We start from the raw sequence: 13,573 nt of genomic DNA, 5'->3' as shown, positions 1-13,573 counted from the left end.
GGTCAGGCCGCCGCCTGTCTCGGCGCCGCGCCGGTGGCGATGGCATCGAACCGTTCCAGCAAGGGGCCGAGCTGTTCGCGATAGGCGGCGACACCGTCCATCTTCACCGGCCCGAACCCGCAGATGAGCGCTGCCGATGCGGCGATTTCGGTCGCGGTGGCGAGTCCGTCCTCGGTCATGCGATCCGCCAGCGAGCAGATCAGCGCGCGATATTCGCCGATCAGCGCCCGCTCCATGCGGCGCTCCGCAGTCATGCCGAAAGGGTCGAGCCGGGTGCCGCGCAGGCTTTTCATGCGGGCGAGCAGCGCGAAGAGGGGGAAGATCCAGCGCCCCATCGCGATCTTGCGCGGTCTTCCTGTTTTCGCATCCTTGCGGAAGGCAAGGAGGGGCGGGGCCAGGTTGACCTCCAGCCGGTAGTCGCCGTCGAACTGCGCAGCTAGTCCCGCCAGGAATGCCGGCGCGGTGTAGATCCGTGCCACTTCGTACTCGTCCTTGTACGACATCAGGCGGGAAAGCTGCTCTCCCGCGGCCATGAGAAACGGCTGCGGATCGGCGATCCCGCGCGCCGCCAGCCGTCCGGCGATATCATGCAGGAACGCGCGATAGTCTGCCGCCAGGGCCTCGTCCTGATAGGCGGCTAGGTGGCGGCTGCGGCTTTCCGTCAGGGTTCCCAGATCGGCGGGCATGGGCGAAACCGGATCGAGCCTGGCGACAGATTCCAGTTCCTCGGGGAACGCCGCAGCGATTCGGCCCAGCGCCAGCGCGCGCAAGTTGGCCTCCACGGCGGTGCCGTTCAGCCGCACCGCCTCGGCAATGGCGCTCACGCTCACCGGCAGAAGACCTCTCTGCGCGGCGAAGCCGACCATCAGCAGGTTTGTGAAGATCGTGTCGCCCATCAACCGGGCCGCAAGGGCGAGCGCGCGCACCGATGCGACGTTTCCCTCCCCGACCCGTGCGGCGACGGCAGGCAGGAAGGTGGCGGCGCGGAAGTCCATGTCCTTGCGGGTCTGGAATTCGCCGGTCGGCACGACATCCGCGTTGGCAACCACCCGACTGTCCGGTCGCAAGGTTCTGACGACATCGGGGGCGGAGGCGACCACGAGGTCGCAGGCGAGCAGCAGGTCGGCCTGGCCGGTGCCCAGTCGGGCGCTCGGAATGCGCGCAGGATCCGCGGCGAAGCGGATGTGGCTCATCACCCCGCCACCTTTTTGCGCCATGCCCGTCATGTCGAGCACTTTGGCCGCCTTGCCCTCGATATGCGCGGCCATGCCCAGCACAGCGCCCACCGTCAGCACGCCGGTGCCGCCGATCCCCGTCACCAGCATGGCATAGCTATCCGGGACAGCGGCGAGCGCCGGTTCGGGCAGGCTTGCGATCAGCGGTTTGAGCGCGCCCATATCGGCGCCGCGCCGCGCGACCCGGGCGCCGCGCACGGAAACGAACGAGGGGCAGAAGCCTTTGACGCAGCTGTAGTCCTTGTTGCACCCGGACTGATCGATGGCGCGTTTGCGTCCGAAGGCGGTTTCAAGCGGGGTGATGCTGACGCAGTTCGACTGGCGCGAACAATCGCCGCAGCCTTCGCAGACGGCGGGGTTGATGTAGAGCCGCATGTCCGGATCGGGCGCATCGCCCCGCTTGCGGCGGCGGCGCTTCTCGTTGGCGCAGGTCTGTTCGTAGAGGATGGCGGAGACGCCGGGCACCGTGCGCAGTTCGCGCTGGACCGTGTCCAGCCGGTCGCGATCGAGCACGCGGACTTGCGCCGGGAGCTTGCCGTGCCAGTGCTCGGGCCGGTCCGAGACCAGGACCACCGGATCGACGCCTTCCGCGATCAATTCGGCGGCGATCTGCTCCGGCTGGATATTGCCTTCCAGCGGCTGGCCCCCGGTCATCGCCACGGCATCGTTGTAGAGGATCTTGAACGTCACGTTCGCCGAGGCCGACAGCGCTGCCCGGATCGCCAATATGCCCGAATGCGTATAAGTGCCGTCTCCCATGTTCGAGAAGACATGCCCGGTCTCGGTGAAATGCTGGGCGCCCAGCCAGGGCAGCCCCTCGGCGCCCATGCCGACCACATTCATCGTGCGGCGCTCGGGCATGAAGGCGGCCAGGCCGTGACAGCCCGTTGCGCCCATCGCCAGGCTGCCCTCGGGCACATGGGTGCTGGTGTTGTGGGGACAGCCCGAGCAGAAGTAGGCCGGGCGAACCGCTCGGGCTGGCTCCGCCGCTGCCGCTTCCAGCGTGGCAAGCCGCTCGGCGGCGTCGCGGGCAGCCCCATCGAGAACTCCAAGTCCCGCCAGCCGCGAAACGAGGACGCGTCGCACCATTCCCGCATCCAGGACATTGTCGAGCGGCAGCAGCGCGCGGCCATGCTCGTCCCGCTTGCCGAGAAGGAGGGGACGCGGGCCGGGCATGGCGAAGAGGGCTGCGGCCAGCTGCTCCTCGATCACCGGGCGCTTCTCTTCCACCACCAGGATCTCGCGCGCGCCGGCGCAGGCGCTGCGCAGGAACGCCTCGTCCATCGGCCAGGTCATGCCCAGCTTGACCAGCGCGATGCCGAGGGCCTGGCATCGGGCGGCGTCGAGGCCAAGCGCCAGCAAGGCTTCGCAGACGTCGAGATAGGGCTTGCCCGCTGTCAATATCACCAGGTTGCGCCGCTCGGGCGCGATGAGTACCCGGTTGAGGCCGTTTGCGCGCGCAAACTGGACGGCCGCAGGCAGGCGCTCGTTCACCACTAGCGATTCCTGCGTCAGCGGCGGCAGGCTGCGGCGGATGTTGAGATCCACCCCTGCCGGACGGTCGGGACGCACGATCCGCAGATCGGGCAGGATGACCGAGGAGGTCAGGTCCAGCATATCGGTGACGGCCTTGAGGCTGACGTAGAGGCCGCTGAACCGCGACATCTCCCAGCCGAGCAGGCCATAGGCGATGATCTCGTCGGTGGTGGAAGGGGCCAGGATCGGCAGGAATCCGGCGATCAGCGTGTGTTCGGACTGGTGTGCGGAAGCCGAGGACTTGGCTGCATGATCGTCCCCCGCCACCACCAGCACGCCGCCGTTTGCGTGAGTGCCTTCGAAGTTTGCCAGCTTCAGCGCTTCGCAGGCGCGGTCGACGCCAAGGCCCTTGGCGTACCAGAGGGCGAACACCCCATCGAAGCGCGGCTTGCCGAACCAGTCCACTTGCTGGGTCCCGCGCAGGCTGGTGGCGGCCAGTTCCTCGTTCAGGCCGGGCTCGAAGTGGATCCGGTGCGCGTCGAGCAGGGCCTTGGCCGACCACAATTGCGCGTCGAGCGTCGTGATCGGCGATCCGCGATAACCGGTGACATAGCCTGCCGTGTCGCGTCCGGCGGCCCGGTCCCGCCGCGCCATGTCGAGCGGCAGGCGCACGAACGCCTGCATCGATGTCAGGAACACTTGCCCCGAGGTCTGCTCGAACCGGTCCTGCAAGGCGATGACGGACTTGGTCACGCAAAGTCCTTGGGGCAAGGTCCCGGTGTCTCGGTTCCCCTGGGCTGCTGCGCGCTTTCCCGCATTACCATTGGGGCCTGAACGGCTCCATCGCCATGTACCTGTCCACGGCGGCCTCGAAGTGGCGGATGCGGATTTCCTGATAGTTGGCAAGCGTTATGCCGGGTTTGGCGCTGGCTTCCAGGCCCTCCTGCTGGGCATGGAGATTGTCGGTATCCTGGTCGAGGATGCGGCCGAAACCGGGGTCCATCCCTTCGGCTTCGGCGAAGGACTGGTCGTCGTCCAGGATCTGCACTTCCGCGGTTTCCGGTCGGCGTCCGCCGCGGGGGATCGGCCGCATGAACATGACCTCGTAGATGCAGCGGCGATGGTCGCGGGCGTCGGGCCGGAAGCGGTAGAGCATGGGCAGGGAAATGCCGGGGAAGACGTAGAGATTGGGGAACATCGTATAGGAATAAGTGTCGAGCAGCTCGGTGTCGGAAACCTGGCTGAGGTCGGCATCGGCGGCCTTTTCGAACATGGCGCGGAACATGTCCGCCATGACCTGCCGGGCGCGCTCGCCCGGGGCCAGCTGCGGCTTGCTGCCGCCCAGCGCGGAGCTGTCTCCCAGCGTGAAATTGTCGATGATGTCCTGTTCGCTGTACTTGCCGGCCAGGTTCGGGCTGACCACGCCGAGCGTGGAGATGAACCGGTTCACATGCTGGCCATAGACGTCGTACTGCGAATTCACGTCGCCATTGGCCGGGGCGACCTGGGGATGGGTATCCAGCACATGGTAAGCCTCCTGGAAGGCTTCCACCGTCAGCTTCCAGTTCGCCGGATAGCTCTTCTGGACGTGGAGATAGATGTACCGGTCTTCCAGCTTCCAGGCCTCGAAATGCTTCATGATTTCCGGGCCGAAGTACGTTGCCAGCGTGGGCGCGTCGGGGTCCATGGTGATGAACACGAAGCCTCCCAGGCACTCCACCCTGGCATCGGGCAGGCGCATCCGCTCCGGGTCGACATGGGCGAAGTCCCACTGGCAGGGGATGTGCCGGTTGGTGCCGTCGAGGTTCCAGCTCCAGCCGTGGAACGGGCACTTGATCTGGTTGCCGCTGCCCAGGGTGTTCGACGGTTTCAGCTTGGTGCCGCGATGAAGGCAGGCGTTGAAATGCGCCTTGATCTCGTTCTCGGCCACGCGGGTGACGATGAAGCTGTAGGGTCCGATGTCGTAGACGTAATAGTCGCCCACTTCGGGAATGTGCTCCTCGCGGCAGGCCATCTGCCAGGTGCGGGTCCAGAGCTTGTCGAATTCCTGTTTCTGGAACGCGGGATCGACGTAGCGATCCTTCGATATGTCCTGGCTGCCCAGGTATTCGTAGGATTGCGAGGTCGCCCAGTCCGGGGCGGGAACCCGGTCGCGCGCGATGATGTCCTGCGTGCTTTCCGCAGGGCAGCGCGCCTCGCCAAGCGCGAGAGTGTCCGGCTCAGGCTTCATCCCACTTTCTCCACCTTGCGGCCGGCGGGCGATGCTTTCGCGCGGGCGCCGCTGTCGTTCTTGTGCATCTGGCCGTCCTTCATGATCAGGAGGAGCCTGGCGGTTTCCGTCAGCACGGAGACGTCCGCCAGCGGATCGCCGTCGACCAGGATCAGGTCGGCCAGCGCCCCTTCGGTCAGGGTGCCGAGATCGCCTTGTGCCCTCATGGCCAGCCCGCCGTTGCGGGTGGCGCAGACCAGCGCAGCGGCGGGGCTGTAGCCGTAGTATTCCACGAAGAACTGCAGGTCCCGCGCCTGTTCGCCCTGCTTGCTCCAGCCGAAGCCGTAATCGCCGCCGATCAGGTGGCGCACGCCGCGCTTGCGCAGTTCCGTGTGCGTGCGGATGGAGTTTTCCATCAGCTCGGGAATGTTCATATATCCGCCGACTTCGGGCGTGAGGCCGAATGCGGAGGCTTCGCCCTTGAGGATCTGGTGGAACAGCCCGACCGTGGGCACCACGAACATCCGGTCGCGGGCCTCCTCCATCATGTCCAGCAGTTCCTCGTCGGCATATTCGCAGTGGAACAGGGCATCGACCCCGGCGCGCAGGCAGGCCTTGGAGCCGGCGATCGAGCGCGTGTGGGCGTTGATCTTGCGGCCGTAGGCATGCGCCGTCTCCACCGCGACGCGGATCTCCTCGAACGTCATCGGCGTGGTGTTGGCGGGCGTGGAGGGATAGAAGGGATCGCCGGAGACATCGAGCTTCACATTGTCCACGCCCTCGCGGCAATGGAGGCGCACGGCGCGGCGCATCTCCTCTACACCGTCGACGATCGTGGCAGGGCCGATGCGCGGATCGTGTTCCTTGCCCTCGTCGCCCATTGCCCCGGTGACGCTGATCTCCAGTCCGCCCGCGCGGATGCGGGGGCCGGGAAGCCGCCCGGCCTCGACCTCGTCACGCACCGCCACGGCAAGGCGCAGCTTCGCTTCCGAAGCGCCATAGGCACTGGTGAAACCCGCATCGATCAGGGCCTTGGCGCCGCGTGCGGCGGTGAAGACCTGCCGCTCCGGCGAGGGGGTGATGAGATCCTCCGTGCGCGTCACGTTCTCGAAGGAAAGGTGCGTATGGCCCTCGGTCATGCCGGGCATGAGGAACAGGCCGGTAGCATCGACGATTTCCGCTCCAGGCGGGCACGGTCCGCCGCCGCGCAGGACGGCGCGGATACGGTTGCCTTCTATCAGCACGTCCCCGGTAAACGGATCGGCGCCGGTGGCATCCCAGATGCTGGCGCCCTGAATCACTGTGCTGCCCATTGGATGACCTTTCTCCATCGGCTTACCGGATCATCCTTTACCGGCTGGCGCCTCGCTGCCCGATGACGGGACATGCACCGCGACTTGTCTGCCCGCGCCAGCACGCGGCGACACGGTTGTTCCGGGGCGGGGGGTGGGGCAATCGACGGGACGCAGGACCCGCAAGAGGCAGCCATGATCCGAGGAATTCACCACGTTTCCGTCCACGTCCGCGATCTCGAACGGATGATCGCGTTCTACCGCGATGCCTTCGGTTTCGAACTGGTGGGCGAGCCCTTCGGCTGGAAGGAAGAGCCGGTGCTGGACGCTCTGATCGACGTGCCCGGCTCTGCGGCGCGAGGGGCCATGCTGCGGACGGGGAACTGCTATGTCGAGCTGTTCGAGTTCCAGGCGCCGCCGGGTCGCACCGAGCCGCTTTCCCCGCAGGACAGGGGCTATACGCATTTCTGCATCGACGTGACGCACGATATAGAGGGCGAATACGCTCGCCTGAAAGCGCTGGGCATGACGTTCGGCGCGCCCGCTCCGATCGACATGGGGCATGTCAAATCGGTCTATGGCCGCGACCCCGAGGGCAATGTGATCGAACTGCAGCAGACCGCCGCCCATTGCGACTTCCGCCTCGACCGTCTGCCGCCGGCGGCCTGACCGCATGGGCGAAGCGGAAATTGGCGCCGTCAGCGGCGCGGTCGAGGCGACCGGCCATGCGCGGGGGGACGACACCGGCGTCCTCATGCCGGCGCACGAGGCGGCGCTGCGTCTTGGCGGCGCGGCGTTCCTCACGCGGGCCTTTCACGCCTTCGGTTCGATCTCTCCCGCCAACAGCGTCACCCGGATCACCCGGCTGGAGCCTTGTCCGGGTGGCAGCACCGGGCACAAGCTGTTCCTGTCAGTGGCCTATGCGCTGGAGGAGCCGGGGTTGCAGCGCGATCTCTTCGTGAAGTTCTCGCGAGACTTCACCGACAGCCGCCGCGATCATGCGCGCCACGAGATGGAAAGCGAGGCGCGCTTCGCATCCGTCTCGCGCGCGCCGGGCTTTCCCATTCATGTGCCGAGGGCCTATTTCGGTGACTTCGACCATGCCAGCGGCAGCGGCCTGCTCATCACCGCGCGCGTGGCTTTCGGCCGGGACGGCATCGAGCCGCAGCGCGAGAAATGCCGGGATCACGAGATCGACGATCCGCTGCCCTATTATCGCGCCTTGATCGCCGCGCTCGCGCGCCTCGCCGCTGCGCACAAGGCCGGGCGGTTGACCGCGGATATGGAGCAGCGCTTCCCCTTCGATCCCGCTGGCGCCGGCGTCGAGCGCGTGACCGGCGACGCGTCAGCGCTGCGCAGGACAGTGGAGGGATGCCGCCAGTTCGCGGCGGACCTGCCGCAGCTTCTGCCGCCGGAACTGCGCGCGCCTGAATTCTACGACCGCGTCCTGCGCGATGTGCTGCGCATCGGGGAGAACCGCGACAGGCTCGCGGCCTATCTGCTCGGCAACCGGGACCTGATCGCCCTCTGCCACTGGAATGCCCATATCGACAATGCCTGGTTCTGGCGCGACGATCGGCAGGTTCTTCATTGCGGGCTGCTGGATTGGGGCGGGGTCGCGCAGATCACCTTCGGATCGGCGCTTTGGGGCTGTCTGAGCGCGGCCCATGCGGGGATGTTGGAGAACGATCTCGACGCGCTGCTCATGCTGTTCCTGCAGGAATACCGCGCGCAGGGCGGCGCTGGGATCGACGCCGAGGAACTGAAGCGCCACTTCTTCGTCCACGTCGGGGTCATGGGCGCGGCGCGGGTGCTGGCTCTCCACAAGGTGCTGCGGCGGCGGCTGCCCGGCGGGGCGCCGATCCTGGGCCCGCACGACCCCCTGGTGGCGGAAGAGGAGGGCCTCCGCACCGTCCTGCACATCTATACCGTGTTGCTGACGCTCTGGTCGAAGGCGGATCTGGGGGCTGCGCTCGATCACGTATTGGGGGCGGAGGGCGGCCCGGTCAGTCCCGGAAGAATTCCGTCAGCATCGGTGTAAGCAGCGGCCAGCGTTCGAAGCGGCCGCGGCGCTTCGCGGTGTCGATCGGGAAGGTGGAGACGTAGTTCCACTCCTGATCGCTCCACGGTGGCTCCACCAGCGAAGAGCAAGGCAGCAGCTCGTGCACCCATTCGGAGGTGCGCCGCGTGTGGGCCATGTCGCTTTTTCCTGAGCGGAAGGTCATGACCGGCATCGTCAGCGCCGCGAAGTCCGCAGGCGCCATGCCCGGTATCGGCGTCTCGTCGCTATAGGCGAATGCCTTGCCCCAGCGCTGCATGGTATCGATATAGGCTTCCGCATCCTGCGCCAGGAGGATGTCGCGGATCCGGGGATTGCGCGCGGTCTGGTCGGCCCAGCTCGGCAGCGCCGCCACCGCTTCCATCCCGCCTTTCGAGGCGGCGGCGATCTGGTCTCCGCAATAGAACCAGGCGAGCCCGGCCAGCCCCACCGGGCCGCCGCTGAGCCACCAGATCGCGATCTTGCGGACGTTCTGCGGCATGCGCGCCGCCGCCATCAGCGTTATCCGCGAACCCGCAGAACCACCCGCCATGCGGATGTCCTTGAGCCCCAGCGCCTCGACCAGCCCGACCAGCGCCTGCGCGTTCATCACGGATTCGGAAGGCGCGGTGAAGGCGATGTCGGATGCGCCGCAACCGGGACGGTCCCAGAGCAGCACCCGGTAGCCGGCCTGCGCCAGTTCCGCCCCCAGTTCCGGAACGCCGGCCGTGTCGCGTGCGTAGCGCCCGCCCGGCGTGATGACCAAGGGAGGCGCGCCTTCCTCGCCGAGCAGCTCGTAGTCCAGCATGAGCCCGTCCACGTCGATCCTGGCCATCGATGCTCTCCCGCTTCTTCGCTGTTTCGCCGTCAGGCCATGGCGTCGGCGGAATTCTGTTCCACCGGCGTCGTTTCCCAGCGGCCGAGGCGATAATCGCCGGCAATGGTGGTGCGATACATCAGGCGCTCCTCGTCCGGGTCGTTGCCCGAAACGCAGTGAAGCATCCGCGTGTTGTCCCAGATCACCATGTCGCCTTCGCGCCACTTGTGATGGTAGCTGCAGGCGCCGCCCAGGCGGTTGATTTCCTGGCAGACCGCTTCCAGCAGGGCGTCGCCCTCAGGCGTTTCGTCGCCGACCAGGCCCTCGGCCATGTAGGCCGAGACATGGAGCACTTTCTCGCCGCTGGCTCGCGTCCAGACCGAAGGGTGGATCGCCCGCGACATCCTGGCCACCTGCTCGTCGAAGGATGCGGGGATCGGCTTGGGTTCGACCATGCGATATCGGGCCGGCTTGCCGAACTTGAGCCGGTCGTACTGGGTGGAGAGCTTGTAGACCACTTCCGTGCCCTCGATCCGCGCGCGCAAGTCCTCGGGAAACATGCGGTACAGCGCCACGCCGTCGAGGAAGCCGGTAATGCCGCCTTCTTCCACCCGCTCGACGGAACGCAGCACGCCGGCGCGGTTCAGCTCGTCGTTGTAGCAATGGTCGAAGTGCCACGGCAGCCAGTGCGAGAGCTGCTTGCCGTCGACTTCGACAATGCCTTGCCCGCGGCGGCTGCGAATTTCGATCACGCCGGGAAGCCGGCTGGAATCGACGCGGCTGACCGCCTTGACCGGATGCTCCTTGAGCGGGCCGAAGCAGCTGCTGATCGCCAGTTGCATCTCGTCGCTCTGTTCCACCTCCTCGAACACGATCATGCCATGCTCGACGAACAGGGCGTCTATCTGCTGGCGGGTATCGGCATCCTCCAGCATGGCGAGCGTGAGGGCGCCGATCCGAATGCCGAAAGGAAGACCCTCGCCAAGGGGGCTGACGGTGAATGCGTGAGGCCTGGTCATGCAACACTCTCCTTGCATCGCTCACTTTATTGTATTACCTCGTGATACGATGTATTGAATAGTGACATGATAGGAGATTCCTCCCATGGCCGTCAAGCGGGGCCAGAGTGGTGGCCGCATGCTGCAGGTGTTCGAAGCGGTGGCCGCCGCGCAGCCGATCGGCGTCAGTGCGCTGGCGCGCCTGCTAGGGGCAGACAAAAGCGCGGTCCAGCGTGACCTCATGACGCTGGCCGATGCGGGCTGGATCCGCTCCGCAGGCGATGCGAAGTGGGAATTGACGCTGCGCATACTCACCCTGGCGCGCACGCCGCACTCCAGCAACGACTTGCGCCAGCGCGCCCGCCCGGTGCTCGAAACGCTGCGGTCGGCAACCGGGGAGACGGCCTATCTCACCGTGCCCGACGGCGGCCATTTCGTGGTGATCGATGCTCTGGAAAGCCCGCAAGTGCTGCGCATGGCACCCCCGGTCGGCATGGTCGTGCCTTCGCACGGGAGCGCCACGGCGCGCGCGGTGCTGCCCTATCTCAGCGCGCCGGAACAGCGCGACTTGCTCTCCGCGCCGCCGGACGCGGATCTGCTGGCGCAGTTCGCGGCAACGCGTGCGCGGGGCTATGCCGTGAATGACGGGGACATCGTCGCCGGGGCGGTCGCCATCGCCTCGGCCGTGCTCGGGCCGGACGAGCGACCGCTCGGCACTCTGGTGCTGACCGGCCCTTCGGAGCGCCTTGGCCCTGAACGGCGCGCGCTGCTCGGCGGCCAACTGGCAGGCGCCGCGCGTTTGCTCTCCGCCGCTTAGGATTCCGATCCGCGCCTATACCCGATCACGTAGCTTCACGTTGCCGAACATCATGCTCCGGGCCGGTCCGTGCAGCACATCGATCGGGAAGACCGGCGGCACCGCGCTGGCCGCGTCGAGCCTCGCGAGTTGCTCGGGCGAGATTTCCAATGCCAGTGCACCGAGATTGTCCTCAAGCTGTGCCGGGGTGCGCACCCCGACTACGGGCGAGGCCACGGCCGGATGAGTCAGGGTCCAGGCCAGGGCGAGTTGCGCCGGGGTACAGCCGAGTTCGCCGGCAATCTCGACGACCCGGTCGGCAATATCGAGATTTCGCGCCGTCAGCTTTCCGGTGGCGGCATTGATCGCCTTGCGCGAGCCGAGTTTGTCCATGTCGCCGCCGCCAAGATCGGCGCGCGTGTATTTTCCGGTGAGAAGGCCCTGGCCCAGCGGCGCCCAGGGCGAAACGCCCAGGCCCATTTCCCGGGCCATCGGGATCAGCTCGCGCTCGACGGTGCGTTCGATGAGGCTGTAGGGGATCTGCAGCGCGCAGAACGGCGTCCAGCCGCGCAACTCGGCAATGGCCTGCATGCGCGAGGCCTGCCAGGCCGGCGTGTCGGACAGGCCGATGTAGAGCACTTTGCCCTGGCGGACGAGATCGTCGAAGCTGCGCAGGATCTCGTCCACGGGCGTGTTGAAGTCCCACATGTGGAGATAGAGCAAGTCGATATAGTCGGTACCCAGCCGCCTGAGACTGTCCTCTACCGAGCGGATCATGTTCTTGCGGTGATTGCCGCTGGCATTGGGGTCGCCGGGCCTCGTCGTCAGCGAATACTTGGTGGAAACCACCAGGCGATCGCGCCGGCCCTTCAGCAGTTCACCCAGCAGGACTTCGGACTGGCCCATCTGGCCATAGAAGTCTGCGGTGTCGATGAAGTTGCCGCCGCGATCGATATAGAGATCGACCATCCGGCGCGCCTCCTCGTCACTGCTGCCCCACGCGCCCGCGCCCACGCGAAAGGTCATCGTGCCCAAGGCCAGCGGCGAGACCCGCAGGCCGGAGCGCCCCAGCAGGCGATAATCGTCGAGTTGCATCGCCAGCGATCATCCTCTTTTCGATCCAGCTCCGGTTTCGACCGAAGGTTGTCTCGCGGCTTCCGATGTCGAAACAACAGCGCCGCGCCAGGCCGTTTCAGGAGGGGATGGTTCCCCGGTCAAGCGCCGATCCCGCATGGCATCAGCTTTGCTGTTCCAGTTTTGGTACGTTGCCGCTGCAGTCAATTTTTGACTTGCGGGCGGGTTGCCGTCTAGACGCAGCCGAACCCCGGAACAGCCGACAAGGCGCGCCGAATCCGATTCGGCATTCTCACCGACCGGGCGTCACGACTGCCGATGATTCGCAGGTCGAATTTCTCCGACTGCCGGTAGCCGAGCGCAGCTTCGAAAAATTTTTTTCCGACCGCTGCGAGGCATCCGGGCAGGTCCAACGCAGGTCCCGCCATTAGCTGCGCGCGCGTAGCATGAAGGACCTGCCAAACGATTAATCCGTCGACATAAAAGCGCTACGTAAACTTCCTTATTGCAAGGGAGTGCGGACATGTGGATAGGCCCGCCGCGTTACATGCTTGCGCGCCCATTTACCTTTGAAAGGCGCGCAATGCCTGTAAGTCATTGATTTACGGCGGATTAGCAATTTGGGGTGCGATCCGTCCGGCAATGACGAAATGGGGTTAGATTTTTGGTGGGGCACATGACGGAATCCAAGCAGAAGAATCGCAAGAGCGCTGGCACCGCGGCGCCGGCAACGAGTGGGCCGCAGGTCAATGGCAGCCTTCCGCTCTATCGGGACCCGCGCCCGGTCAACAGCGCGACGCACGCCGATGCGGCTGTGATCGTCGCGCCGACCGACTTCGGTTTCGCAGCCGGCGCGCCGATGGTCCAACTGACGGTCGACGAGTTCGAGCGGGCCGGACTCGACTATCCGATCCTGTTCTTCGGCGAAGATCGTCAGCCCTACGCCGTCACCGGCCTGGAAGCCGAGCACAACCTGTTCGTATCCGAGGGCCGCTATCAGAATGGCGCTTACATCCCGGCCTATCTGCGCCGCTACCCCTTCGTTTTCGCGCGCGACGAAGGCAGTGATCGCCTGATCCTCTGCCTCGACCACGCTTCGGGCCGGGTCGGCGACAAGGATGCTGAAGATGCGGTCCTTCTGTTCGAAGGCGCCGAGCCGACCGAACTGACGCTGCAGGCGCTGCGTTTTTGCGAGAGCTACGAGGCCGCACAGGCCCGTACCGGCGTGCTGATCGCGCTGCTGGACGAGCTTGACCTGTTCGAGATCAAGCGCGTTCACTACACGGCACCGGAAGCTGCCGAGCCCAGCCTGCTGGTGGAATTCCGGACCATCGACCGGACCCGCTTCGAAGCGCTTTCGGCCGAGCAGTTCCTGCGCCTTCGCGACGCCGGTGCGCTGCCCGCCATCCACGCGCAGATCGCCTCGCAGGCGAAGTGGGACGCTCTGGCCGCCGTTACCCGCGCGACCTGATCCCTGCCGGATCGAAGGCCGTCCAACCTGCGCCGTCCATGCGGCGCGGGAAGGGCGGACTCGGCGCATCGGGGCGCCGAAACCAATCGGAAATAATTTCCTAACACGCTGATAAGCAGGAAATTATTTCGTCATTTTCTATGTGTTGTTCCGGATTCCTGCTGCGC

Annotated in this window: 10 protein-coding genes; 4 read left to right on the top strand and 6 right to left on the bottom strand. The window is 66.1% G+C overall.

The window, feature by feature from the left end:
* Nucleotides 1-2 precede the first annotated feature (2 nt).
* The 3 genes from EDF58_RS15150 to EDF58_RS15140 all read right to left on the bottom strand — a co-directional run bounded on the left by EDF58_RS15150 (nucleotide 3) and on the right by EDF58_RS15140 (nucleotide 6,233).
* Nucleotides 3-3,464: an indolepyruvate ferredoxin oxidoreductase family protein gene (locus EDF58_RS15150; protein ID WP_132267051.1), complete on the bottom strand. Its 3,462-nt coding sequence runs from the start codon at nucleotides 3,462-3,464 to the stop codon at nucleotides 3-5.
* A gap of 64 nt (nucleotides 3,465-3,528) precedes the next feature.
* Nucleotides 3,529-4,941: an aromatic ring-hydroxylating dioxygenase subunit alpha gene (locus EDF58_RS15145; RefSeq protein WP_132267049.1), complete on the bottom strand. Its 1,413-nt coding sequence runs from the start codon at nucleotides 4,939-4,941 to the stop codon at nucleotides 3,529-3,531.
* Nucleotides 4,938-6,233, bottom strand: a complete 1,296-nt coding sequence (locus EDF58_RS15140; RefSeq protein WP_132267047.1) for an amidohydrolase family protein — start codon at nucleotides 6,231-6,233, stop codon at nucleotides 4,938-4,940. The genes EDF58_RS15145 and EDF58_RS15140 overlap by 4 nt, the downstream gene beginning before the upstream one ends.
* Nucleotides 6,234-6,407: 174 nt before the next feature.
* Here EDF58_RS15140 and EDF58_RS15135 point away from each other — a divergent pair, with 174 nt between their 5' ends.
* Together EDF58_RS15135 and EDF58_RS15130 are read left to right on the top strand one after the other, a co-directional pair.
* A complete protein-coding gene (locus EDF58_RS15135) occupies nucleotides 6,408-6,881 on the top strand; it encodes a VOC family protein (protein WP_132267045.1) in 474 nt (157 codons plus the stop codon).
* Nucleotides 6,882-6,885: 4 nt separating this feature from the next.
* Nucleotides 6,886-8,253, top strand: coding sequence for a hypothetical protein (locus EDF58_RS15130; RefSeq protein WP_132267043.1), 1,368 nt, complete (start codon nucleotides 6,886-6,888; stop codon nucleotides 8,251-8,253).
* Here EDF58_RS15130 and EDF58_RS15125 read toward each other — a convergent pair.
* Together EDF58_RS15125 and EDF58_RS15120 are read right to left on the bottom strand one after the other, a co-directional pair.
* The gene (locus tag EDF58_RS15125) at nucleotides 8,219-9,085 is read right to left on the bottom strand and encodes an alpha/beta hydrolase (protein ID WP_132267042.1); all 867 of its coding nucleotides are present in this window, start codon (nucleotides 9,083-9,085) and stop codon (nucleotides 8,219-8,221) included. The two genes, EDF58_RS15130 and EDF58_RS15125, sit on opposite strands and share 35 nt — an antisense overlap.
* A 32-nt stretch (nucleotides 9,086-9,117) precedes the next feature.
* A complete protein-coding gene (locus EDF58_RS15120) occupies nucleotides 9,118-10,086 on the bottom strand; it encodes a TauD/TfdA family dioxygenase (RefSeq protein ID WP_132267040.1) in 969 nt (322 codons plus the stop codon).
* A gap of 85 nt (nucleotides 10,087-10,171) precedes the next feature.
* Here EDF58_RS15120 and EDF58_RS15115 point away from each other — a divergent pair, with 85 nt between their 5' ends.
* The gene (locus EDF58_RS15115; protein ID WP_132267038.1) at nucleotides 10,172-10,882 is read left to right on the top strand and encodes an IclR family transcriptional regulator; all 711 of its coding nucleotides are present in this window, start codon (nucleotides 10,172-10,174) and stop codon (nucleotides 10,880-10,882) included.
* Between the two features lie 15 nt (nucleotides 10,883-10,897).
* Here the strand turns inward: EDF58_RS15115 and EDF58_RS15110 are convergent, their stop codons facing one another.
* Entirely contained in the window at nucleotides 10,898-11,956 is a 1,059-nt protein-coding gene (locus EDF58_RS15110; RefSeq protein WP_132267037.1) for an aldo/keto reductase, read from the bottom strand.
* A 655-nt stretch (nucleotides 11,957-12,611) separates the two neighbouring features.
* On the opposite strand from EDF58_RS15110, the gene EDF58_RS15105 reads away from it, so the two are divergent.
* A complete protein-coding gene (locus EDF58_RS15105) occupies nucleotides 12,612-13,406 on the top strand; it encodes a SapC family protein (RefSeq protein ID WP_132267035.1) in 795 nt (264 codons plus the stop codon).
* Nucleotides 13,407-13,573: the final 167 nt, after the last annotated feature.

The sequence above is a fragment of the Novosphingobium sp. PhB57 genome (genome assembly GCF_004342985.1).
Taxonomy (GTDB): domain Bacteria; phylum Pseudomonadota; class Alphaproteobacteria; order Sphingomonadales; family Sphingomonadaceae; genus Novosphingobium.
This window is presented reverse-complemented; position numbering and strand designations above follow the sequence as displayed.